Annotated in this window: 15 protein-coding genes; 3 read left to right on the top strand and 12 right to left on the bottom strand. The window is 68.5% G+C overall.

Annotated features, from left to right (window positions below; genetic code table 11):
• Positions 1–57: 57 nt before the first annotated feature.
• The 8 genes from VUG52_RS17320 to VUG52_RS17285 all read right to left on the bottom strand — a co-directional run bounded on the left by VUG52_RS17320 (position 58) and on the right by VUG52_RS17285 (position 13,510).
• Entirely contained in the window at positions 58–2,499 is a 2,442-nt protein-coding gene (locus VUG52_RS17320) for a TonB-dependent receptor plug domain-containing protein (protein WP_050705187.1), read from the bottom strand.
• 133 nt (positions 2,500–2,632) lie between these two features.
• On the bottom strand, positions 2,633–4,873 hold the full coding sequence (locus VUG52_RS17315) for a TonB-dependent receptor (RefSeq protein WP_050705188.1): 2,241 nt from the start codon (positions 4,871–4,873) through the stop codon (positions 2,633–2,635).
• A 182-nt stretch (positions 4,874–5,055) separates the two neighbouring features.
• Positions 5,056–6,114: an ABC transporter substrate-binding protein gene (locus tag VUG52_RS17310; RefSeq protein ID WP_050705189.1), complete on the bottom strand. Its 1,059-nt coding sequence runs from the start codon at positions 6,112–6,114 to the stop codon at positions 5,056–5,058.
• Positions 6,111–7,178 carry an ABC transporter substrate-binding protein gene (locus VUG52_RS17305; RefSeq protein WP_050705190.1) on the bottom strand — a complete coding sequence of 356 codons (1,068 nt, stop codon included), beginning with the start codon at positions 7,176–7,178 and terminating at the stop codon, positions 6,111–6,113. The genes VUG52_RS17310 and VUG52_RS17305 overlap by 4 nt, the downstream gene beginning before the upstream one ends.
• Positions 7,179–7,189: 11 nt before the next feature.
• Positions 7,190–8,338, bottom strand: a complete 1,149-nt coding sequence (locus tag VUG52_RS17300; protein ID WP_050705191.1) for an LLM class flavin-dependent oxidoreductase — start codon at positions 8,336–8,338, stop codon at positions 7,190–7,192.
• Between the two features lie 233 nt (positions 8,339–8,571).
• Positions 8,572–10,392, bottom strand: a complete 1,821-nt coding sequence (locus VUG52_RS17295) for an ABC transporter ATP-binding protein (RefSeq protein ID WP_050705192.1) — start codon at positions 10,390–10,392, stop codon at positions 8,572–8,574.
• A complete protein-coding gene (locus VUG52_RS17290) occupies positions 10,385–12,166 on the bottom strand; it encodes an ABC transporter ATP-binding protein (RefSeq protein WP_050705193.1) in 1,782 nt (593 codons plus the stop codon). The genes VUG52_RS17295 and VUG52_RS17290 overlap by 8 nt, the downstream gene beginning before the upstream one ends.
• 111 nt (positions 12,167–12,277) lie before the next feature.
• Positions 12,278–13,510 (bottom strand): acyl-CoA dehydrogenase family protein, encoded by a 1,233-nt coding sequence (locus VUG52_RS17285; protein ID WP_262974339.1) that lies wholly within the window; start codon positions 13,508–13,510, stop codon positions 12,278–12,280.
• 319 nt (positions 13,511–13,829) lie between these two features.
• Between VUG52_RS17285 and VUG52_RS17280 the strand changes: the two genes are divergently transcribed.
• Entirely contained in the window at positions 13,830–14,876 is a 1,047-nt protein-coding gene (locus VUG52_RS17280; protein ID WP_050705195.1) for an ABC transporter substrate-binding protein, read from the top strand.
• A 15-nt stretch (positions 14,877–14,891) separates the two neighbouring features.
• Positions 14,892–15,629 carry a class II aldolase/adducin family protein gene (locus VUG52_RS17275; RefSeq protein WP_262952953.1) on the top strand — a complete coding sequence of 246 codons (738 nt, stop codon included), beginning with the start codon at positions 14,892–14,894 and terminating at the stop codon, positions 15,627–15,629.
• Positions 15,630–15,703: 74 nt separating this feature from the next.
• On the opposite strand, the gene VUG52_RS17270 is transcribed toward VUG52_RS17275, so the two are convergent.
• The 4 genes from VUG52_RS17270 to VUG52_RS17255 all read right to left on the bottom strand — a co-directional run bounded on the left by VUG52_RS17270 (position 15,704) and on the right by VUG52_RS17255 (position 19,854).
• A complete protein-coding gene (locus tag VUG52_RS17270) occupies positions 15,704–15,976 on the bottom strand; it encodes a type II toxin-antitoxin system ParD family antitoxin (protein ID WP_050705197.1) in 273 nt (90 codons plus the stop codon).
• A gap of 386 nt (positions 15,977–16,362) precedes the next feature.
• Positions 16,363–17,532, bottom strand: a complete 1,170-nt coding sequence (locus VUG52_RS17265; protein WP_050705198.1) for an LLM class flavin-dependent oxidoreductase — start codon at positions 17,530–17,532, stop codon at positions 16,363–16,365.
• 15 nt (positions 17,533–17,547) lie between these two features.
• The gene (locus tag VUG52_RS17260; RefSeq protein ID WP_262974616.1) at positions 17,548–18,771 is read right to left on the bottom strand and encodes a lipase family protein; all 1,224 of its coding nucleotides are present in this window, start codon (positions 18,769–18,771) and stop codon (positions 17,548–17,550) included.
• Between the two features lie 15 nt (positions 18,772–18,786).
• A complete protein-coding gene (locus VUG52_RS17255; protein ID WP_050705200.1) occupies positions 18,787–19,854 on the bottom strand; it encodes an ABC transporter substrate-binding protein in 1,068 nt (355 codons plus the stop codon).
• Between the two features lie 328 nt (positions 19,855–20,182).
• Between VUG52_RS17255 and VUG52_RS17250 the strand changes: the two genes are divergently transcribed.
• Positions 20,183–21,244, top strand: a complete 1,062-nt coding sequence (locus VUG52_RS17250; protein WP_262974615.1) for a sigma-54 interaction domain-containing protein — start codon at positions 20,183–20,185, stop codon at positions 21,242–21,244.
• Positions 21,245–21,382: the final 138 nt, after the last annotated feature.

The following is a 21,382-nucleotide window of genomic DNA, read 5'->3' as shown; positions in this document are numbered from 1 at the left end:
TGTCGATGTCTCGGGCAAGCCCGCTCCTGCAGGAGCGGGCTTGCCCGCGATGGGCCATCAGAAATCGTAGCTCAGGCTGGTGTAGTAGAACGCCCCCTGCGCTCCTTCGGGGCTGGTGATCGAATACTTCGGCACGCCGTACAGCTGCGCGCCTTCGAGCTTGTCGGGGTGGCTGTCGAACAGGTTGATCGCCCCCACCGACAAGGTCAGCCCCAGCCCGAAACGGTAGGCCACGTCCAGGTCGGTCACCCACTGCGCGCCGAAGGTCTGGTCCAGTGCCGGATTGGCGGCGTTGCGGTTCTGCCACTGGCCGTAGCGGCGCTGGGCCACGGTCACGTTCCAGCCCTGGTACTGCCAGTTGGCGCTCAGGGTCAGCTTGTCCTTGGGCGTGCCGTCCTCGATCAGCCCCTGGGTGTTGCGGCCGATGATCTGGGTGCCGGCAATGCCGCCGACATCGTCCAGCCCGGTGATGCGGGTGTTGGTGCGCGCATAGCCGCCGTTGAGGTCCAGCCGGCCCCAGGCGCCGAGGTCGAGCTGGTAATGCCCGGCCAGTTCGATGCCGTCGGTGCGGGTGTCGGCGATATTGCTGTAGAACGCCGCGCTCTGGATGTTGGCGTACGGCGTGCCGGCGAAGATCGGCCCGACCACCGAGGCCGGCAGCTGGTCGGACAGGGTGATGCGGTTGTCGATGTCGATGCGATAGGCATCGATGGTCAGCGACGCGTTGGCCAGCGGACGCCATACCAGGCCGACCGAGAAGTTGGTCGACTCCTCGGGCTTGAGCGCCTTGCCGCCCAGCAGCCGCGCCTCGGGGCTGTCGGCGCGCAGGGTGCGCTGTTGCACCTCGACCCAGTTGCCGCTGCCTGGCGGCTGCTCGACCACCTGCACGCTGAACGACGACAGCCCCGACTGCACCAGCGACGGCGCGCGGTAGCCGGTGCTGGCGCTGGCCCGGGCGGCGATCTCGGGGGTGAAGTCGTAGCGCAGCGACAGCTTGCCGTTGGTGGTGTCGCCGAAGTCGGAGTAATGCTCGCTGCGCAGGGCAAAGCCGGCCTGGAACTGCTCGGTGATCTGCCCTTCGAGGTCGAAGTAGGCGCCGATCACCCGGCGGTCGAGGGAGGCGGCGTCGACCTGGGTGATGCCCGAATAATAGCCGGGGATGCGCCGCCCGGTCAGCGGGTCGACGGTGTTGAACAGCGGCCCGTTCTGCCAGCCCTGGGCGTCGCCGGCGCTGAGCTGGTAGTTTTCCTCGCGCCAGGCCAGGCCGGCGGACACCGTCAGTGGCTTGAACAGCAGGTCGGTGGCGAAGTCGCGGGTCCAGTCCAGGGTCAGGTTGGTCTGGTCGGCCTCGCGCCGGCCGGTGTAGAGGGTCGAGGCGCTGGCCGTGCCCCAGCTGGGGTTGATGGCATCGCGGTCGGTGGAGTCGACGCGGTTGTTGCCATGGTTCAGGGCCAGGTCGAAGTGCCCGAGGGTTTCGTCCTCGTAGCGCAGGCCGCCGGTGACGGCATGGTCCTCCAGGCCGTAGCGGGTGATCGGCAAGCGGCCTTCCGGGTAGCGCGCCAGGGCCACGCTACCGTAGTTGTTGCGCAGGGTGGTGGGCGGGTCGAAGAAGTTCTCGGCGTCAGTGTTCTTGTGCGCGTAGGTGGCCAGGCCGTAGGCGCTCAGGCCATCACCCAGGCCCATTTCGGCGTTGGCAGTGAAGTTGTACTGGTCCGAGACATTGCCCGAGCCCCAGCGCCAGTTGCGGTAGCGGTTGTTCTGCTCGCGCGGGGTCGCGGTGCTGGTGGAGCCGGGGTAGAAGATCCGGTTGTCGTCGCGGGTGTCGCTGGCCGGGTCCTGGCTGCCGGCATCGAAGGCCAGGGTGAGGAAACCGTCATTGGGCAGGGCGAAGCCTTTCCAGCCGCTGAGCTTGCGCTGCAGGCCGTCGCCCTTGTCGTAGCCGCCGAAGCGGTAGCCGAGGTTGCCGCCTTCGTCGCGCTCCTTGAGCACGATGTTGATCACCCCGGCGATGGCGTCCGAACCGTACTGGGCGGCGGCGCCGTCGCGCAGGATCTCCACCCGCTCGACTGCCACCAGCGGAATCAGGCTCAGGTCCACCGCCGCCGCGCCACGGCCGTTGGCCAGGCCCTGGCGGGTGACGTTGGCGCTGGTGTGGCGGCGCTTGCCGTTGACCAGCACCAGCACCTGGTCGGAGGCCAGGCCGCGCAGCGAGGCGCCCTGGGCGATGGAACCGGCGAAGGCGCCTTGTGGTGATTGCGGGTAGTTGAACGAGGGTGACAGGGCGGTGAGGGCGCCGGACAGGTCGCGGGCGCCGGTTTCCTGGAGCTTTTCGCCGCTGAGCACGTCCACCGGGGCGGCGCTTTGCAGGGCGGTGAGGTCGCTGCGGTGGGTGCCGACCACGACCACGGTGTCGAGGCGGTCGGTGGATTCGGCGGCCAGCGCGGGCACGGCGAGGCTGCCGATGGCCAGGCTCAGGGCCAAGGGGGTGTGGTGGGGCATGGGGATTCCTGCTGAAAAGAAGTGTGGACTGTGCCGGCCCTGTCGCGGGGCAAGCCCGCTCCCACGCCAGACCTGCAACGGCAGCATTGGCGTGGGAGCGGGCTTGCCCCGCGATAGGGCCGCAAACGGCGACCTAGAACCGGCTGGTAACGCTCATCCCCACGGTGCGCGGATCGCCGTAGGTGATCACGTACTGCCCGGCACCGCCGTTGGGCCGGCCATGCACCTGGTAGCGGCGGTCGGTGAGGTTGTTGACGAAGCCGGTGACGCTGAGCTTGTCGTCGGCGCTGAACCAGCTCAGGCGCGCATTGGCCAGGGTGTAGTGCGGCTGGCTGAGGGTCTCGTCGGCACTGCTCTGGCGGTCGGCGAGGAAGTACTCCTTGTCGCGAAAACTCACGTCGCCACCGGCCACCACGCGCCCGGGCACGTCCAGTGGCAGGGTGTAGTCGGCGCCCAGCGACACCACGTTGCGCGGGGAGCGCACGAAGCTGTTGCCGCTGTAGTCGCCGGTCACCGCGCCGGTGGTGGGGTTGGTGTTCTTGAAATCGGTGTACTCGGTGTCGAGGAACGACACCGCCGCGCGCAGGTGCAGGCGCTCGGTGGGCTGGCCCTCGATCTCAAGCTCGGCGCCCTTGACCTTGCCCTTGGCACCGTTGGTCAGGGCGGTGGTGAGCACGCCGCTGTTGACCGTCAGCAGGTTCACCTGGATGTCCGAGTAGTCGTAGTAGAAAACGTTGGCGTTGACCGTCAGGCGCCGGTCGAACCACTCGGACTTGAGTCCCAGTTCGTAGGCGTCCAGTTCTTCCGGATCGACCGTGGTCAGCTGCGCCAGGCTGGTGGAAAGCCCGGTATTGAAACCGCCGGAACGGAAGCCATGGGCATAGCGGAAGAACACCCGCAGGTTGTCGTTGATGCGGTATTCCGGGGTCAGGTCGTAGGTCCAGGCTTCCCAGGTCTTGTCCTGCTGGCGGTTGCCGTTGCTGCCGGCGCCGGCGATGGGGATCAGCGGGCCGTTGGCGCTGGCGCGGGTCAGCTGCACCAGGTCCAGGTCGATGTCCTTTTTCTCCTGGGTCCAGCGCAGGCCGCCGGTCACGCTGAAGTCGTCGGTGAAGTCATAGGTGACGTTGCCGAACAGCGCGTAGCTGTCGGTGCGGTGGTCGAAGCCCAGGTCGCGAAACGCCGTGCTGCCGACCTGGTTGGAACCACTGCCGTTGGGTGTCGGGCCCGGGGTGACGATGCGCTGCGAGGCGCTGTCGAGGTCTTCGTGGAAGTAATGGGCGCCGAGCAGCCAGTGCAGCGGACGGTCTTCCGGCGAGGCCAGGCGCAGTTCCTGGGACCACTGGCGGTAGCTGTTGTCGGTGATCGCGGCGCCATTGACCTCGTAGGGGGTGTAGTCGGCGTCGGTGGTGGAGCGGTTGCGGATGTAGTCGTAGGCGCTGATCGAGGTCAGGGTGTAGTCGCCCAGGTACCAGTTGAAGGTTAATGACGCGCCGTCGTGGTCGAGGCGGTAGTCCTCGTTGACATTGAGCGAGATGTCGCGGCCATTGGGGCGCTGGTAGCCGACGTTATAGTAGCGGCCCACCGGCAGCGAGCCGTTGCTGCCGTCGCCCTTGAACTGGCGGCTGTGGATCTTCAGCAGGGCGTCCAGGTCCGGGTTGAGCTGGGCGAGGAACTGCAGGCGCACGGCTTTCTTGTTGACGTCGCCGTAGCTGTTGCCATCGAAGTCGTTGTGCTGGAAGCCGTCGCGTTCCTCGGAATACAGCGACACCCGGCCAGCCAGTTTCTCGTCCACCAGGGTGCCGCCGAGGGCGCCGTTGAGGATGCGCTCGTTCTTGCTGCCGAAGCCGACCGTGCCATATCCGTCGGTGTCGAAGGTCGGTTTCTTCGAGATCACGTTGACCGCGCCGGCGGTGGTGTTCTTGCCGTACAGGGTGCCTTGCGGGCCGCGCAGGATCTCGATGCGTTCCAGGTCGAACAGCGGCCCGCCGCCGGCGATGGGCGCGTTGAGGTAGACGTCGTCGGCGTAGATGCCCACCGGGTAGACCGTCGCCGCGCCGGTGTCGCCGGTGCCCAGGCCACGGATGTACCAGCGCGGGCGGCCGTCGCCGTCGGGGTTCTTGGCCGAGGCATTGGGCACGAAGGTGGTGATGTCGCCCATCGAGCGCACGCCGTCGGCGACCAGTTGCGTGCCCTTGATCGCCGACACGGCCACCGGCACTTCCTGCAGGGTCTGTTCGCGGTGCTGGGCAGTGACGGTGACGGTCTCCAGGGCCGGCTCGGTCTTGGTGTCGTCGGCGGCGAAGGTGTGGCTGGCGGTGCTGCCCAGCAGCAGCGCGAGGCTGATCTGGCGGGCTAGTGGATGGCGCTGGTACATGTGGAATCTCCCCAAGTGAAAGCGTTGTTGGGGAGGACAGAGCAGGGACTGTGCCAGGCTCATAACACACTGTTTTTATTAGTATTTATTGGTTGTTGAAGCGATCGATGTGGATGACGCAGCAGCGGGGTGTTTGGCGGGTGTTGCTGGGGCAGCAGGGCTGCCCCAATGCCCTTGCAGGTTCAGACAGCCAATCGCGATGTGGAGCCGATCACCTGCTCCAGCACGCTCGAATCGATCCACTCGCGCACATCGATGCGCCGCGGGATGAACCCCCAGCGATGAAGGAACTCGCTGAAGTCCTGCAACGCCGCGATGGAGCGGCCATCCAGCGCCGTGCGCAGGCGCCGGTGGGCATCCTCGCCATAGGCCGCCGCCACCCAGTACTCGCTGGTGTTCAGCTCGCGGGCGAGAAAGCGCCGGGTGTCCTCGGGGTTGGCCCAGGCCCATTGCTCGGTGCGCAGCACGGTGTCGACCAGGGTGCGGCTGCCCTCGAAATGCTCGTGCAGCAGGTGGGTGTCCACCGTCAGCGTGCGCGGCGTGCCGTTGTTGCTGCGAATCAGCGGGTCGGGGTGGCTGCCGGTGTCGACCACCACCCGCAGGCCGAACTCGTGGGCCAGCTGCACCGCGTGGGCGCCCTTGAGGAAAATCGCGTCGATGTCGCCGCGCAGCAGGCCGATCAACTCGTTGTTGCGCCGGCTCACGCGGCGGGTGTCCAGTGCCACCTCCGAGCCGTACAAATGCTGCTTGGGTTCATCGCTGTAGGTGCCGCCGTAGGGGTAGTCGACCAGCTCGACGTCGGCCACGTTCAGGCCTTCGAGCTTGAGCGCGTTCTCCAGGCCGCGCAGGGCCTGGGCGCGGGTGAAATCGATCTGCACGTTGGCCCACTTGGGCAGGCCGAAGCGGCGGTTCTTCAGGTCGCGGATGCCACGCACGCCGCTCTCTTCGGTGGTGAGGATCAGCTGTACCTCGTCGATCCAGCTCAGCCCCAGCACCCGGGTCTCGACGCCGCTGGCGTAGGCCCAGATCGCCGGGATGCTGCCGCCATGGCGCACCGAGTTCTGCAGGTGGTGGTCGTAGTGGGCCTCGCGCACCTCGCGCTCGCTGGACTCGCGCAACGACTGGATGCGCGTGCCGAACGGCGCGAAGGCCTGGGCCAGGCGCCCGGACTGCACGGCGATGCCAAGGCCGGTGGGTACCGGGCTGTGGGTGTACCAGAGGGTTTCCAGGGGCTTGCTCATAGGGCGACGGGTTTCCTGTCCATGGCTGAAGGGGCGGCGAGCAGCGCGTCCAGCGGCTGCCGGTCGATCCAGTCGCGCACCGCGAAGCTGGCCGGGATGAAGCGCCAGCGCGCGAGGAACTGCACGAAGTCCTGCAGCGCGTCGATGGCCTGCCCGTCCAGGGCGGTGCGCAGGCGCAGGTGAGCGTCGTTGCCATAGGCCACGCCGACCCAGTATTCGCTGCTGTTGGTTTCGCGGGCGAGGTAGCGATGGGTCTCGTCCGGGTGCTGCTGCGCCCAGTGCTCGGCGCGCAGCACGCTGGCCAGCAGCGTGCGGGCCACGTCGGGGTGCCATTTGAGCAGATGGCTGTCCACGGCCAGCGTGCGCGGGGTGCCGTTGTTGCTGCGGATCAGCGGGTCGGGGTGGCTGCCGGTGTCGATCACGGTGCGCAGGCCGAAAGCGTGGGCCAGCTGCACGGCGCTGGTGCCCTTGAGGAAGATCGCATCCACCTCGCCGCGCAGCAGGCCGGCCAGCTCCAGGTTGCGGCCCTCGCCCTGGCCGATGGACACCGGCGTGCCGGCGACATTGCGCACCGGGCGGTCGCTGAAGGTGCCGTGGTAGCGGTAGTTGACCAGGTGCAGGTCACCCACCTGCAGGCCGTGCAGCTTCAGGGCGTTTTCCAGGCCGCGCAGGGCCTGGGCACGGGTGAAGTCGATCTGCGCCGCGCTCCAGTCGGGCAGGCCGAAGCGCCGGCCCTTGAGGTCCTGCACGCTGTGGATGGCGCTGTCCGGTCGGGTCAGGATCAGCTGCGCCTCGTCGGCCCAGGACAGGCCGATCACGCGGGTCTCGCGGCCCTGGGCGCGGGCCCAGATCGCCGGGATGCTGCCACCGTGGCGCACCGAATTGCGCAGCGTGTGGTCGAAGTGCGATTCGCGCACGGCCTGGTCGTCGGCTTCGCGCAGCGACTGCACGCGGGTGCCCAGGGCCGCCAGGTCCTGCTGCAGCCAGCCTTGCTGCACGGCGATGCCCAGGCCGGTGGGCACCGGACAGCGGGTGTACCAGAGGGTGTCGAGGGGTTGGCTCATGGTCGTTCTCCTCAGGCGCTGGCCTTCAGCGGCGTGGCGGCAGCCTGCTGCACCAGCGGCAGGACTTCCTGGCCGATGCGCAGGGCCTCTTCCAGGTGCGGGTTGGCCGCCAGGATGAAGGTCGAGAAGCCGGCGTCGCGGTATTCGGCCAGGCGCTCGGCGATGTTCTGGTGGCTGCCCACCAGCCCCACGGTCGGGCCGGGCTTGGCCTTGGCGAAACCGGCCCAGAGATTGCGCGCCAGCTTCAGTTCGTCGAAGTCCTGCAGGTGCTGGTGATAGGCCGCCTGGCGCGCACCGCCGACCGAGTCGGAGCCCGTGACGAAGCCCTTGGCGATGGCGCTGCTCCTGCCTTCGAGGCGTTCGAACTGCTGGCGCAGCTCGCGCCAGGCCTGCTCTTCGGTTTCGCGGGCGAACAGGTCCACGCGCAGGCCGAAGCGCACCGTGCGGCCCTGCTTGTCGGCCAGTTCGCGCACCCGCTCGATGTGCGGCTTGAGCTTGTCGATCGGCTCGGCCCAGTTCAGGTAGACGTCGGCGTGGCGGGCGGCGACCTCCAGCGCGGCGTCGGAGAAGCCGGAGAAGTACACCCCGGGCTTGCGCTCGTGGGCCAGCCCCGGCGGCAGGCTGCCGTGCTCCAGGCGGTAGATGTCGCCTTCGTAGGAGAAGCTGTCATTGGCCCACAGGCCCTGGATCACGTCGAGGAATTCGCCGGTGCGCTTGTAGCGCAGGTCGTGTTCGAGGAAGTCGCCGTTGGCGCGCTGGCTGGCCGGGTTGCCGCCGGTGATGATGTTCCAGTCCAGCCGCCCGCCGCTGAGGTTCTGCAGGATCGCTGCCTGCTGCGCGGCGTAGGCGGGCAGGGTCCAGGTGGCCTGGAAGGCGATCAGGAAGCGGATACGCCGGGTCTCGCGCGCCAGCGCTGCGGCGGCGATCCACGGCTCGGGGCCGGTGGGCAGCAGGGCGCCTTCGAAACCGGCCAGCTCGGCGGCCTTGGCCACCTGGGCGATGTAGTCGATGTAGGTGAAGCCGTCGGCTTCGCCGCTGGGCAGGCGACCCGGAGCGATGTGGCCCGGGCGGTGCTGCGGGTTGCCACGGGTGTGGCGGTCGGTGGACAGCTGCGGCCCGTCGGTGCCCAGGGGCAGGCGCCAGAAGAATTCGGTGGTCATGGGAGCTCCTGAAGGGGAGGTTGTCGATGGGCAGGGTGGTGCAACGGCTGTGCCATGGCCCTGCAAGGCCGCAACGGCGTGGGGTGGCGAGGCTGGGGTGCTGCTGTGGCAGCAGTCGGGCAGCAGTGATTGCATGAGCAGCAGCAGGGCCCTATCGCGGGGCAAGCCCGCTCCCACGCCAGACCCGCAACGGCACAGTTGGCGTGGGAGCGGGCTTGCCCCGCGAAAGGGCCCTAGTTCTCGATGGCGACCTCCCCGGCACTGCGCAGATACGCCGCGTACAACCCGGCATACACCCCGCCGGCCTCCACCAGCGCCGCATGTCGTCCCAGCTCGACCACCTGCCCATGGCGCACCACGGCGATCCGGTCGGCGTCGCGGATGGTCGCCAGGCGGTGGGCGATGATGATCGCCGTGCGCCCTTGGCACAGCCGGCGCAATGCCTGCTGGATACGCCGCTCGGTGTGCACGTCGACCGCCGAGGTCGCTTCGTCGAGCACCAGCACCGCAGGGTCGGCCAGGTAGGCGCGCACCAGGCACACCAGCTGGCGCTGGCCGTGGCTCAGGTGGCTGCCCAGCGGGCCGACCTCGGTGTGGTAGCCCAGCGGCAGGCGCTCCAGCACCTCGTCGGCACCCAGCTCGCGGGCGGCGGCGATCAGCTGGGCATCATCGGCGCCGGGCCGGGCCAGGCGCAGGTTGTCGAGGAGGCTGCCGCTGAACAGCACGTTGTCCTGCAGCACCACGCCGATGTTGCGCCGCAGGTCGTGCTGGGCCAGCTCGCGCAGGTCGATGCCGTCGAGCTTCACCGCGCCGTGGCGCACGTCGTAGAAGCGCGTGAGCAATTGCACCAGGGTGCTCTTGCCATGTCCCGAGGGGCCGACGATGGCCAGCACTTCGCCCGCCGGGATATGCAAGTCGAGCCCGTCGATCACAGGGCGGGCGTTGGCATTGTAGGCGAAGCCGACCTGCGCGAAGTCCACCTGGCCCCGGGCTCGGCCCAGTGCCCTTGGCTGCGCGGGGTCGAGCACCTGGGCGCCGGTGTCGAGCAGCAGGAAGATGCGCTGCGCCGAGGCGCTGCCGGTGGCGTAGCGCTCGAACAGGTCCGACAGCTCCTGCAACGGGCCGAGGAACAGGAACACGTAGAACAGGCTTTCGGCCACCTGGCCGACGCTCACCCGGCCTTCGACCAGGCCGAAGGCGCCCACCAGCAACAGCACGGCCATGCCCGCCGTGCCCAGCAGCGCGGTGAACGGCGCGAACCAGCCGGTGCGCAGGCTGCCGTGGATCAGCGCCTGGTTGAAGGCCTCCAGCAGGTGCCGGTAGCGCCGCTGGTTGCTGGCCTCGCGCCCGCACTGCTGGATCAGGCGCACGCCGCTGACGCTCTCGACCAGATGCGCGGTGAAGCGGCTGCGCTGCTCGGCGACCTTGGCCCAGTTGCGCTGCGACACCCGCTTGAAACGCCAGGTCGCCAGCGCCAGCAGCGGCACGGTGGCCGCCAGGCTGTAGAAGAAGCTCGGCTCGATGCGCCACAGCATCACCCCGGCCAGGCCGCAGCGCAGCAGGGCGCCCAGCAGCTCCGGCGGGCCTTGCACCAGCAACGGCTCCAGCGCGTCGACGTCGCGGTCGGCGCGGGCGATGATGCGCCCGGCGCGGGTCTGGTCGAAGTAGCTCACCGACAGCGCCTGGACATGGGCGAACACCTGCACGCGCAGGGCGTTGAGCACGCCGATGGCGGCGCCGCCGGCAATCAACTGCGAGACGCCCGCCAGCAGGAAGCGGCCCAGCCAGCTGGCGGCCAGGCCCAGGCCAAGCCACAGCACCAGGCGCTCGTCCAGCAGCCAGTGGCCGGCGTCCTGGATCAGCCCGCGGTCGAGCAGTTCGCGGACGAACCACGGCCGCAGGAACACGGTGAACACCAGCAGCAGTTCCAGGCCGATCACGCTCAGGATCGCCCCACGGATCGGCCGCAGCAGCGGTAGCAGACGGCCCAACATGCCGCGGTCGAGGGCCTGGCGGGCCAGGCGCTGTTCGATGTCGATTTCGCTTTCAGCCATGCTCGATCCCCAGCAGGTCGCGGTAGTGGGCGTTATTTGCCGTCAGCTCGGCGTGGCTGCCGCTGGCGCTGATGCGCCCGCCGTCGAGCAGCAGCACGCGATCGGCCAGCAGCAGGGTGGACAGGCGGCTGGTGATCAGCAGCAGGGTCGGCGCACGACCGGTCTGGCTGCGTTGACGGCGCAGGTTGTCGAGCACGCGGCGCTCGCTCTGGGCGTCCAGGGCGCTGGTGGCGTCGTCCAGGCACAGGATGTCGGGCGCGCCGAGCAGGGCGCGGGCCAGGCACAGGCGCTGGCGCTGGCCGCCGGACAGGGTCACGCCACGGTCGCCCAGCGGTGTGTCCAGGCCGTGGGGCAGGCGCTCCAGCACATCCTCGGCGGCGGCCTGGCGCAGGGCCTCGCGCAGCTCGCTGTCGGTGGCGTCGGGCGCGGCCAGGCGCAGGTTGGCGGCGAGCGAGTCGGAAAACAGGAAGCTTTCCTGGGGCAGCACCTGCACCCGGTGGCGCAAGGCCGCCAGGTCGAAATCGCGTACATCGTGCCAGCCATGGGTGTCGCTGCCGACCCGCACGCTGCCGCCATCCACTTCGGCCAGGCGCGGCAGCAGGCTGGCCAGCAGGCTCTTGCCGCTGCCGGTGGCGCCGACCAGCGCCACCACCTCGCCGGGGCGCAGCTGCAGCGAGCAGCCATGCAGCAGGTCGCGGCCGGCCTGCGGCGCGGCCACGCGCACCTGCTCCAGCTTCAGGCCCAGCGGCCCTTCTGGCAGCGCGCCCTGGCCGCTGCGAATGGCGGGGCGCTCGTCGAGCAGTTGCCAGATGCGTTCGGCGCTGGCGCGGGCGTCGGCGAAGGTCTGCATGACCCGGCCGATGCCTTCGATGCGAAACACCAGGGTGGTGCCCACCAGCAGCGAGGTCACCAGCTCGCCGATGCCCAGGCGCCCGGCGGCCACCTGGTGGGCGCCGTACACCAGGATCCACACATGACCGAGGGCGACTACCGCCTGCGGCAGGGGAATGCGCGAGCTGGCATAGGCCAGCGCCGTGCGGGCATGGCCGCTGAACAGCGTCACCTGCTCGGCGAAGCGGGCGATGCGCCGGCCCTCGAGGCCGAACGCCTTGATCACCCGCACGCCGCCGATACCTTCGGCCAGGTCCTGGCTGACCTGGTCGTAGGCCGTGGCCACGGCCCGGTCGAGGCCGACCAGGCGTTCGGTCTGGCGCACGAACAGCCACAGCCCGGCACCGGTCAGCAGCAGTGGCACCAGGCCCAGCAGCGGGTCGTACCAGGCCAGCAGGCCGACCGCCGCCAGCAGCACCAGCGGGGTTTCGACGATCTGCCGCCAGAAGGTGATCAGCGCATCGCGCACCTTGTCGGCATCGCGGGTGGTACGGGTCAGCAACTCGCCCATGCCATGGCGCCAGTGATAGCCCAGGTGCAGGGCCTGGACCTGTTCGAGAATGCGTTCGCGCAGGCGCGTCAGCAAGGCCTGGCTGAGCACCAGCGATAGCACCGCGGCGGCGTACTGCAGCAGGCCCCGGGCCAGGGCGATGGCCAGCAGGGTCCACAGCCAGTGCCAGCCCAGGCTGGCGTCGAGGCTGCCGTCGGCCAGGCGGGTGACGGCGCGGCCGGCGCCGACATCGTCGACCGCGTGACCGATCAGCCATTGCTGCCAGGCCAGGCCCAGGTTGCCGGCGATGTACAGGGTGGCGACCAGGATGAAGCGCCAGGGCATCTCGCGGTAGATGGCCAGGGCGCGCAGGAGGGGGTGTCTGGAGGTCATGCAGGGCTCGGGTCTGATGGTGGGGCGGGCCTCATCGCGGGGCAAGCCCGCTCCCACGCCAATGGTGTCGTTGCAGGTCTGGCGTGGGAGCGGGCTTGCCCCGCGATGGCGTCAGCGACGTGTAGCGCCTTGCGCTTCCTTGGCATTGAGCACCGCCGTGTACTCCCCCGGATCCACCCCGTTGAGGTAGTAGTTGCCGACGTTGTGCAGGCGCCAGCGGATCGGGTCGTGGGTGGTGTGCACGCGGGCATCGCGCCAGAAGCGGTCCAGGTTCCACTTGCTCAGCGAAGCACTGGCCCCCAGCAGTGAAAACAGGTCGCTGGCGATCTTCAGCGCCGCGCCGTCGGCATGCGCCCGGGCGGTGGCCACCGAGAGGATCAGCTCATCCTCCAGCGCCTTGTCCGCCGGGTTGCGTTCATGGGCGTCGAACACCCGCGCCGCCTCGCGCAGCACCGACTCGGCGCCGCGCAGGGCCACGGCGTACTCGCCGACCTGGCGGATGATGTGCGGCTCGTCGCTGGCCCGCTCAACCCCGCTCTCGACCCAGGCCCGGGCGTGCTCGCGCAGGTAGTCCAGCGCCGCCTGCAGGGCGCCGGCGGCGATGCCGCTGTCGATGGCGGCGTGAAGGATCTGCGGGAAGGTCAGGCCGGTGCGTTTCATCGGCCCACTACGGAAGGTGACGAAGCGCTCGTCGAGGACGATCTCGTCGAACTTCACCGTGCCGCTCACCGAATGTTGCTGGCCGAAGGCGTCCCAGTCATCGACCAGGGTCAGGCCGGGGGTGTCGCGGTGCAGCAGCACGCCGGCGCCACCGTCCTCGCTGGCGGCGGTCAGCGAGATCCACTCGGCCAGGTAGGCGCCGGTCGAGTAGAACTTGCTGCCATTGAGTACCAGCTTGCCGTCGGCGCGGCGTTCGACGCGGGTCTTTAGGGCGAACTTGTTCTTGCCGCCGACCTCGGCCAGGGCATTGCCCAGGCGCTTGCCGGCCAGTACATCGGCCAGCACACGGTCGCGGACCTCGTCGGGGTAGCCGCCGAGCACACCGCGCAGCATCACGTTGTGGATCTGCAACAACTGGCCGACGCCGCCGTCGGCGGTGGAGACCAGGCGCACGGTCTCGACGATGGTCGCGACCGAGGCGCCGAGGCCGCCGAACTGTGTGGGCACGCCGATGGCGGTGAGGCCGCTGCTCGACAGCAGCTCGGCCTGGCGGCGGGGCAGTTGCCGGTTGTTTTCTGGGTCGGCGGCGAGGGCGGCGATTTCGCCGGCGACCTGGCGGGCGATGTCGATGGCTTCGGCTTCATGGGTGATCCGCCGGGCTGGCGGGTGTTCGATGGTGGTCATGGGTTACCTCGGTGGCGGTGTATGGCCCATCGCGGGTCGGTGTGGGAGCGGGCTTGCCCCGCGATGCCTGCGAACACCAGAGCAACTTCTTTGCCACAGCCCTGAAGTCCATGGAGTAGAGGGCTTTCAGCGCATCCTTGCTGCTCCAGCAACACCCCTGGTCGCGGTTTCTGCTGATCTGGCAACACCCGCGCCGCAATCCTGCATCCTGGTCAGCAATCACCACCCTGGCCATCATCGAAAATCCCATTGTTCCGGGCATTCCAGCCCTTGGCACGGCCGCTGCAATGGTCCTCGCACGACGTCCAAGGAGCCCCCCATGACCCTCCCTCAAGCCACCCCCAAACCCGAAACCCTGGAGCGCCTCTGGTTCACCCGCTGCCCGGTGCCCACCGCCTCGGGCATCGCCTACAAGCTCGGCTGGCTGCAAGACGAATTCGCCGCCGACGGCCTGCCCATCGATACCCTGCAGGAGGCCCGCCAGCTCGGCCATCACCACTACGATCACCAACTACCCGGGCTGTTCCGCGAGGGCGGCAACCTGCCAGCCCTGGCCGCCCGCGCCGCCGGTGCGCCAACGCGGCTGATCGGCCTGACCTGGATCGAGGAATGGCAGACCATCCTGGTCCGCCCCGACAGCAACATCCGCCGCCCTGAGGACCTGCGCGGCAAGCGTCTGGCCCTGCCGGCCTGGGGCGCCGACCGCCCCGGCAGCATCGCCCGGGCCATGAGCCTGCACGGCTACAAAGGCGCGCTGGCCTCGGCCCGCCTGGGCTTCGATGACGTGCACCTGGTGGAGGTGGCGCTGCACGACCCACTCGACGCCGGCTCCCCGCAATTGGGCCTGCAACGATTGTGGTCGGGCCTGGATCCGCTGGCGCGCGGCGAGGTCGACGCGGTGTACGTCAAAGGCGCCGCCGCCGCCGATGCCGCCCGCCGCCTGGGCCTGGTGGTGGGCATCGACCTCGATGCCCTGCCTGAACCGCGCCACCGCATCAACAACGGCACGCCACGGCCGATCACCGTGCACCAGCGCCTGCTCGACGAGCACTTCGACCTGGTGACGCGCTTCCTCGCCCAGACCCTGCGCGCCGCCGACTGGGCCGCCGGCAACCGCGACGCGCTTAACGCCATCCTCGAGGACGAGACCCGCGCCGGCAGCCAGGGCGTGGCCGACGCCTATCGCGGCGACTTCCACACCACCCTGGCACCGGACCTGTCGCCCCAACGCCTGGCCTTCCTCGACATCCAGAAGACCTTCCTCAACCTGCATGGCTTCCTGGAACGCGACTTCGACCTCGCCGACTGGGTCGACCACCGCCCCCTGCAAGCCGCCCACGACCTGCTGGCCCAGCGCCGCGCCTGATACCGGAGAACGAGCATGACCGTACTGATCAACGAACGCCCCCTCACCGCCGAGCTGCAAGCCCTCACCGACCAGGTGCTGGCCGAGGCCGAAGCGGCCTTCAGCGTGTTTCGCGAAACCCGCACCATCACCGCCAATGGCACCGTCGGCTTCATCGAGCGGGTGCCCGGCGAGGAGCTGCTGGTATCGGTGAACTACGGCGGCCCGTGGAACCACCGCAAGCCGCTGGAGGCGACGGTCAGCGACTTCGCCGGCAATGTCATCCTCGGCAAGGGCAAGGGCAAGGGAGGGCTGGGCCGCTACACCAAGCTGTTCCAGACCCACGCCGACATCACCACCGTGTCCCACGTGCACAGCCCGTATCTAGGCGCCTGGGCCCAGACCCACCGCAGCCTGCCGTTCCACTACGTGCCTGTGCAGCGCTACCAGCTGGCCCGCGAGCTGCCGGTGTACATCGACCGCCGCCAGGCCGAGGTGGATTTCATCCTCGAGCAGATCGTCGCCAACCCGTTCAACCTGGCCATTCTCGAGGCCAACGGCGGCGCCACTGTGTGGGGCAAGCATGGCCTGCGCGCCACCGCCGAGTTCATCCTGCTGCTGGAGGAGGGCGCGCAGATCCAGCTGCTCGCCGACGCCCTCGGCGGCTCGCGCCCCTATGGCCCGGGCGTGCTCACCCAGCAGTGGAAGATGAGCGGCCTGTACGAGCGCGCCAGCGAACTGGGCCTGGTGCCCGGCATCGACCGCCGCAACTGATCCCCCACCTTTCGCGCATGGAGCACGCTCATGGAGGTCAAGATCCTCTGGGGCGTGCGACTCGTCCTGCCGTGTCATTCTTTATCAGCCTGCCCCAGGCTCCCCAGGTACTCATCCAGATTGTCCAGGTCGACCTCATCGAACTGACCGGCGTTCAGTTGCATGATGCCGATGCTGGCAGCGGTACGCAGGGCCTCGAGGCGTGCCTGCTCCTGAGCTTCGTGATCGATGAGCATGCGCAGGCCCGCACGCACCACCTCGCTGAGGTTTTGGTAGCGACCCGTTTGCACAAGCTCTTCGATGGTCTGCTCCATGGGGCCTGGGACAAACACATTGTGAGTGGCCATGCTGTGCTCCAGGTAATGAAGGGATATGGCGATCTATGCCATATCCCTACCTCAAACGCCAAAGGTGACGGCAGAGCAACCGACCTATGGCACCCTGCAGGCCGCCTGCGCCTGCGGTTGGCTGCTCTCCTGGAACAAAACACAACTCTTTGATTTGACTGGGACAGCGTGGGAGCGGGCTTGCCCCGCGATGCGGCGTTTGGCACCGGCTACGCCGGTGATCGCGGGGCAAGCCCGCTCCCACGCTGGAATTCTGTTCCCTGCGCGACAGCGTAGCCCGGAGGGCTGGGCGATCTCCTACAGGGGGTAGTGCTCAGCCTTTTAGCCAGAGATTCTCGAAGCGCCATGCACTGAACAGCGAGCGCTCTGGCTGCGCGCCGCCGAGGTCAGGCCAGGCCCGGACGAGTGAGCGGGGCGCGTTGGTCACGGAAATGCGGCAGGATGTATTCGCCGAGGCGGTAGGCCTCTTCCAGGTGCGGGTAGCCGGCGAGGAAGAACAGGTCGATGCCTATGGCATGGTATTCGCGGATCCGCGCCACCACGTTGGCGTGGCTGCCGACCAAGGCGCAGCCCGGCGGGATGCCGATGTAGCCGAAACCGGTCCACACGTTGGGGTGGATGAAGAAGTCGTCGAAGGCCCGCGCTTCGTCCTGGTCGGCGTATTCGTGCTCGTAGCTCAGCTTGCGCGCGGTGCGCAGCCCGGCATGGGCAGCGCGGGCCTTGACCGTGCCCTTGGCCACGCCCTCGTCGAAGAAGCGCTTGGCCTCGGCCAGCGCGGCCTCCTCGGTGTCGCGGGTGATGACATCGATCGACAGACCGAAACGGATATCGCTGCGTCCGTGCTTCAAGGCGCGAGCGCGGATGTCGGCGATCAGCGCGGCGATTTCGTCGGGGTGCTCGGCGCGCATCAGGTAGAAGTCGGCGTGCCGGGCGGCGAACTCCCGCGCCGCCTCGGACGAACCCGCGGTGCAGATCAGCGGCAGCTCGGCCTTCTTCAATGGCCCGCGCAGGCCACCGCCTTCGGCGCTGTAGTAGCGGCCCTGGTAGTGGAAGTCGGGGTTGTGCCAGTAACCGCGCACCACGTCCATGAACTCGGTGGCGCGGGCGTAGCGCTCATCGTGTCCTTCGAAGTCGCCGACCTGGCGCTGGATCGCGTCCGAGCCGCCGTTGATGATGTTCCACACCAGCCGGTTGCCGGTGGCGCGCTGGTAGGTGGCGGCCTGCTGCACCGCCACCCAGGGCGTGTAGTGGTAGGGCTGGAAGGCGGTGACGAACTTCAGCGTGCGGGTCTCGCGGGCCAGCAGCGAGCACACCGTCCACGGCTCCTCGCCACTCGGCGCGTTGACCATCAGCGCGCCGCCGAAGCCGTTGATCTCGGCGGCGCGAGCCACCTGGCCGAGGTAGTCGATATAGCTGAAGTGATCGCCCACGGCGAAGCCCGAGACGGCCCCGGTGCTGGGGCCGCCGGCATGCCAGTCGCCGCGGTTGCGCGGGTCGCCCGGGAGGAACTGGGTCTCGCCGTGCAGTGGCAGGCGGGTGAAGAATTCGAGGCTCATGGTCGCGCTCCTGGCTTACTGGACACTGGGGTTGCAGATCGGGGTGACAGGCTGGCCGCTGATGACCTGGCGGGCGAACGGGATCGAGTCCCGGAGCGAGGCGTTGACTGTCTCGCTGTGGCCCAGGCCCTTGTACAGGTGGCCCTGGACCACGGAACCGGCCTTGCAGGCATCCTGCATCAGCGCCACCTGGGTGCTGGCGGCGGGGGTCTTGTCCTCGGCACCGGTGCCGATGAAGATCGGTTGCGCCAGCTTGAGGGTCGGGTACGACACCTGGGCCAGCCAGGCCTTGAGCTGATCGCCCTGATAGTCTTTTTTGGCATTGGCCGGGGTCAGCCCGCTGCCGACCACATCGCTGACCAGGGCGGACAGGCAACTGCTGCGCGCCTGCTCGAACAGCGGCAGGGCCTTGTCGGTGTAGAAGTCGCGCGGGTCGATGCTCGGGTCGTACTGCTGCGCCGCCAGCAGGGTGTAGAAACCGTAGGCCAGCGCCGGATCGACCTTGTTCACATCCTGCTCGCCGACGTTCTTCGCGCCGATGGTGTAGATCACCCCAGTGCCGATGCTGCCCTTCACCCCGAGGTCCGGCGCGTAGGTGGCGGCATAGGCGCCGGCGGCGAAGGCCCCGGCGCCGCCTTGCGACTGGCCGACGATCAGCACCTTGTTGGCCAGGCCCGGCACGCCGGCGACCACGGCCTTGGCCGCGTCGAGGATGCCGTAGGCGGCCATGCGGTTGTTCAGCAGTGGGTGGCCGCCGGGCACGCCCAGGCCCTGGTAGTCGGTGGCGACGATGGCATAACCCTCGTCGAGCCAGCGGTTGAGGTACTGCACGTCACGGTACGAGCGGCCGGCCCAGGACGGCGCGCAGATATCGGCGATGCCCACGGTGCCATGGCCCCAACTGGCCACCGGCCAGCCGCCGGCGGGCGCCTTGCCCTTGGGGGTGAACAGCGCGCCGGAGACCACGATCGGTGTCTTGCCGTCGATGCCGTCCAGCGAGGTGTAGAGGATGCGTTGCGCGCTGGCGGCGCTGGGCAGGCTCAGGGCGCTGTCCAGCGGCTCGCTGCGCAGCAGTTTGCCGGGGGTGGCCGGGATGGCCTTGCTCCAGGTGTAGAAGGCCGATACCCGGCCGTCGCCCTGTTGCGGGTCGGGCTTGGGGACGAAGGTATCGGCGGCCACGGCGGCAATGGACAAGGCCAGGGCCGAGAGGCCCAGGGCGAATGAGACGTGCAGTTTCATGGGCGTATCTCTTGATCAGTGTTGGCTGAGCTGGGCGTCGAGGGACGGCCAGTAATGGGTGAGCTGCAGGTCGCTCAGGGCCTGGCGGGTGAAACCGGTGGCCAGATCCGGGCCGATGTCGTAGGGCGTGCGGATCAGGCGGTTGTCCAAGGCGTAGCGGGCCAGCGCCTGGTAATGGGCCTTGAGCTGGGCATCGCTCTTCGGCGCCCAGCGCGCCTGCCAGGCCACCGGGTCGTCCTGGTCGTCGCGGCGCAGCACGCTCTCGGCGACGCCCGCGCGGGACGACAACTTGTAGTAGGCGTCGCGGTTCTGCTCCTGAGAGATCCACCAGGCAGCCTTGACCCAGGCGGTGGCCACCAGCTGAGTGAGGTCGGCGTGCTGCTCGACGAAACGGTCGGTGGCCCACAGGTCCGAGACCAGCCGCCAGTCGTCGGCGCCTTGCTTGGTCGACCAGAGGATGCGCGCCACGCCCTTGTCTTCCAGGGCATAGGCCTCGTTGAGCAGTACCGCTGCATCCACCTTGCCCGCCGACACCGCCGCCGCGCCGACCTGCGGGTTGAGGTTGGCGATCTTGAAGTCGCTCAGTTGCAGCTCTTGGCTGACGAGGAAGTTGCTGAAGGCGAATTCCCACGGCCGGCCACGGTGCAGGGCCAGGCGCTTGCCCTTGAGGTCCTGGATGCTGCGGGCGCTGGAGTTGGCCGGCACCACCAGGTACACGTTGTTGCCGCTGCCACCGGGCACCACCAGCTTGCCCGGCACGTTGCCGGCGCCGGCGATCACCGAGGGCAGGTCGCCGCGCACGGCGAAGTCCAGGCTGTCGTTGCTGAAACCTTCGTTGATCTGCGGACCGGCGCCGGCGTGGGGCAGGGCGACCCAGTCCAGGCTGATGCCGCGCTGGGCCAGTTGCTGGGCGAGCCAGCCATCCTCGATCACCCGCCCGGGGATGCCGCCGAACACCGGCACGCCCCCCTGGGTGAAGGCGACGATGGCGATGCGCACGGATTTGGGCGGCTCGCCGGCCCACGTGGTGAGGCTCAACAGCAGGCCGAGCAGGGCGAGGCCATGGCGCCAGAGGTTTTTCATGATGTTGCACTCCCGACAGTGTGCGGGCCGCGTGCTTGAGCGGCCCAGGCGTTTGTCAGGCAGGAGCGAAATGCATGCCAGGGCGCTGCGGGCAAGGCTGCAGCCCTTGTGCGGCAAGGGTTACGCGTTACTGTGACGGCAGTGTTGCGCGGTTCGGGGTGCTGATCGGCAGGCAGGCCGTTGCTGACCGGTTGCTGCTCCAGCAGCAATGCAACGATTGGTTTTCTGTATATTCACTAAACGAATATATAAATATTTATTAATAATTTTTCGGTCTAAATTGTTTCATGCACTATGAGGGCGCGCACACACTGCCAGGAATGCCCCTATGTCGCTGATTACCCATCCCAATGCCCGCGAGCTGACCAAATCCGTGCGCGCCACCGTGCTGGTGTTCAAGGACCCGCGCTCCCAGGAGCTGCTCAGCCGCATCGAGCGCCTGGCCCCCAGCGAAGCCAACACCCTCATCATCGGTGAGACCGGCACCGGCAAGGAGCTGGTGGCCCGCCATATCCACAAGCTCAGCCGCCGCCATCGCGAGCCTTTCGTTGCGGTGAACTGCGGCGCCTTCGCCGAGACCCTGGTGGAGAGCGAGCTGTTCGGCCACGAGAAGGGCGCCTTCACCGGCGCCACCTCGAACAAGGCCGGCTGGTTCGAGGCCGCCAATGGCGGGACGCTGTTTCTCGACGAGATCGGCGACCTGCCGCTGAACATGCAGGTGAAGCTGCTGCGGGTACTGCAGGAGCGGGAAGTGGTGCGCCTCGGCTCGCGCACCCCAGTGCCGATCAACGTGCGCCTGGTGGCGGCGACCAACGTCAACCTGGCCGACGCCGTGGTGGCCGGGCACTTTCGCGAAGACCTGTTCTACCGCCTGCATGTGGCGACCATCCGCCTGCCGCCGCTGCGCGAGCGGCCGGGGGATATCCTGCCGCTGGCCGAGTTCTTCATCGAGGAGCATTGCCGGCGCCTGGGCTACGAGCGCGCCAGCCTGAGCATCGAGGCCGAGCGCAAGCTGCTGGCACACAGCTGGCCGGGCAACATCCGCGAGCTGGAGAACGCGATTCACCATGCGCTGCTGGTGTGCCGGCAGCAGCAGGTGGCGCCGGGGGACCTGCACCTGGTGGACATGCGCCCGCAGGCGTTGGGGCAGCCGGAGGTGACCGGGTTGCCGGCGCCGGGCGCGGTGGCGCCAGTGACTCTGGAAAGCGCCTTGCTGGCATTGTTCGAGCAGAACATCCCGGACCTGTACGAGCACATCGAGGAGACCGTGTTCCGTGCCGCGTATCGGTATTGCCATGGCAATCAGTTGCAGACCGGACGGTTGCTGAACATCAGCCGCAATATCGTGCGGGCACGGTTGGAGAAGATCGGGGAATTGGGGGGCCGTTGAGCGAGAGATAGCGAATGACGGCCATGCGCGTTCCCCTGTAGGAGCGGCCTTGCCGGTCCGACGCCTCGGCAAGGCCGCTCCTACAGGCGTCTTGAATGGCCTGGAGCCGCTACACGCCTGCGGGCTTTCGTGCCATCG

This window comes from Pseudomonas sp. LH21, assembly GCF_036549575.1.
Lineage (GTDB): Bacteria > Pseudomonadota > Gammaproteobacteria > Pseudomonadales > Pseudomonadaceae > Aquipseudomonas > Aquipseudomonas peradeniyensis.
This window is presented reverse-complemented; position numbering and strand designations above follow the sequence as displayed.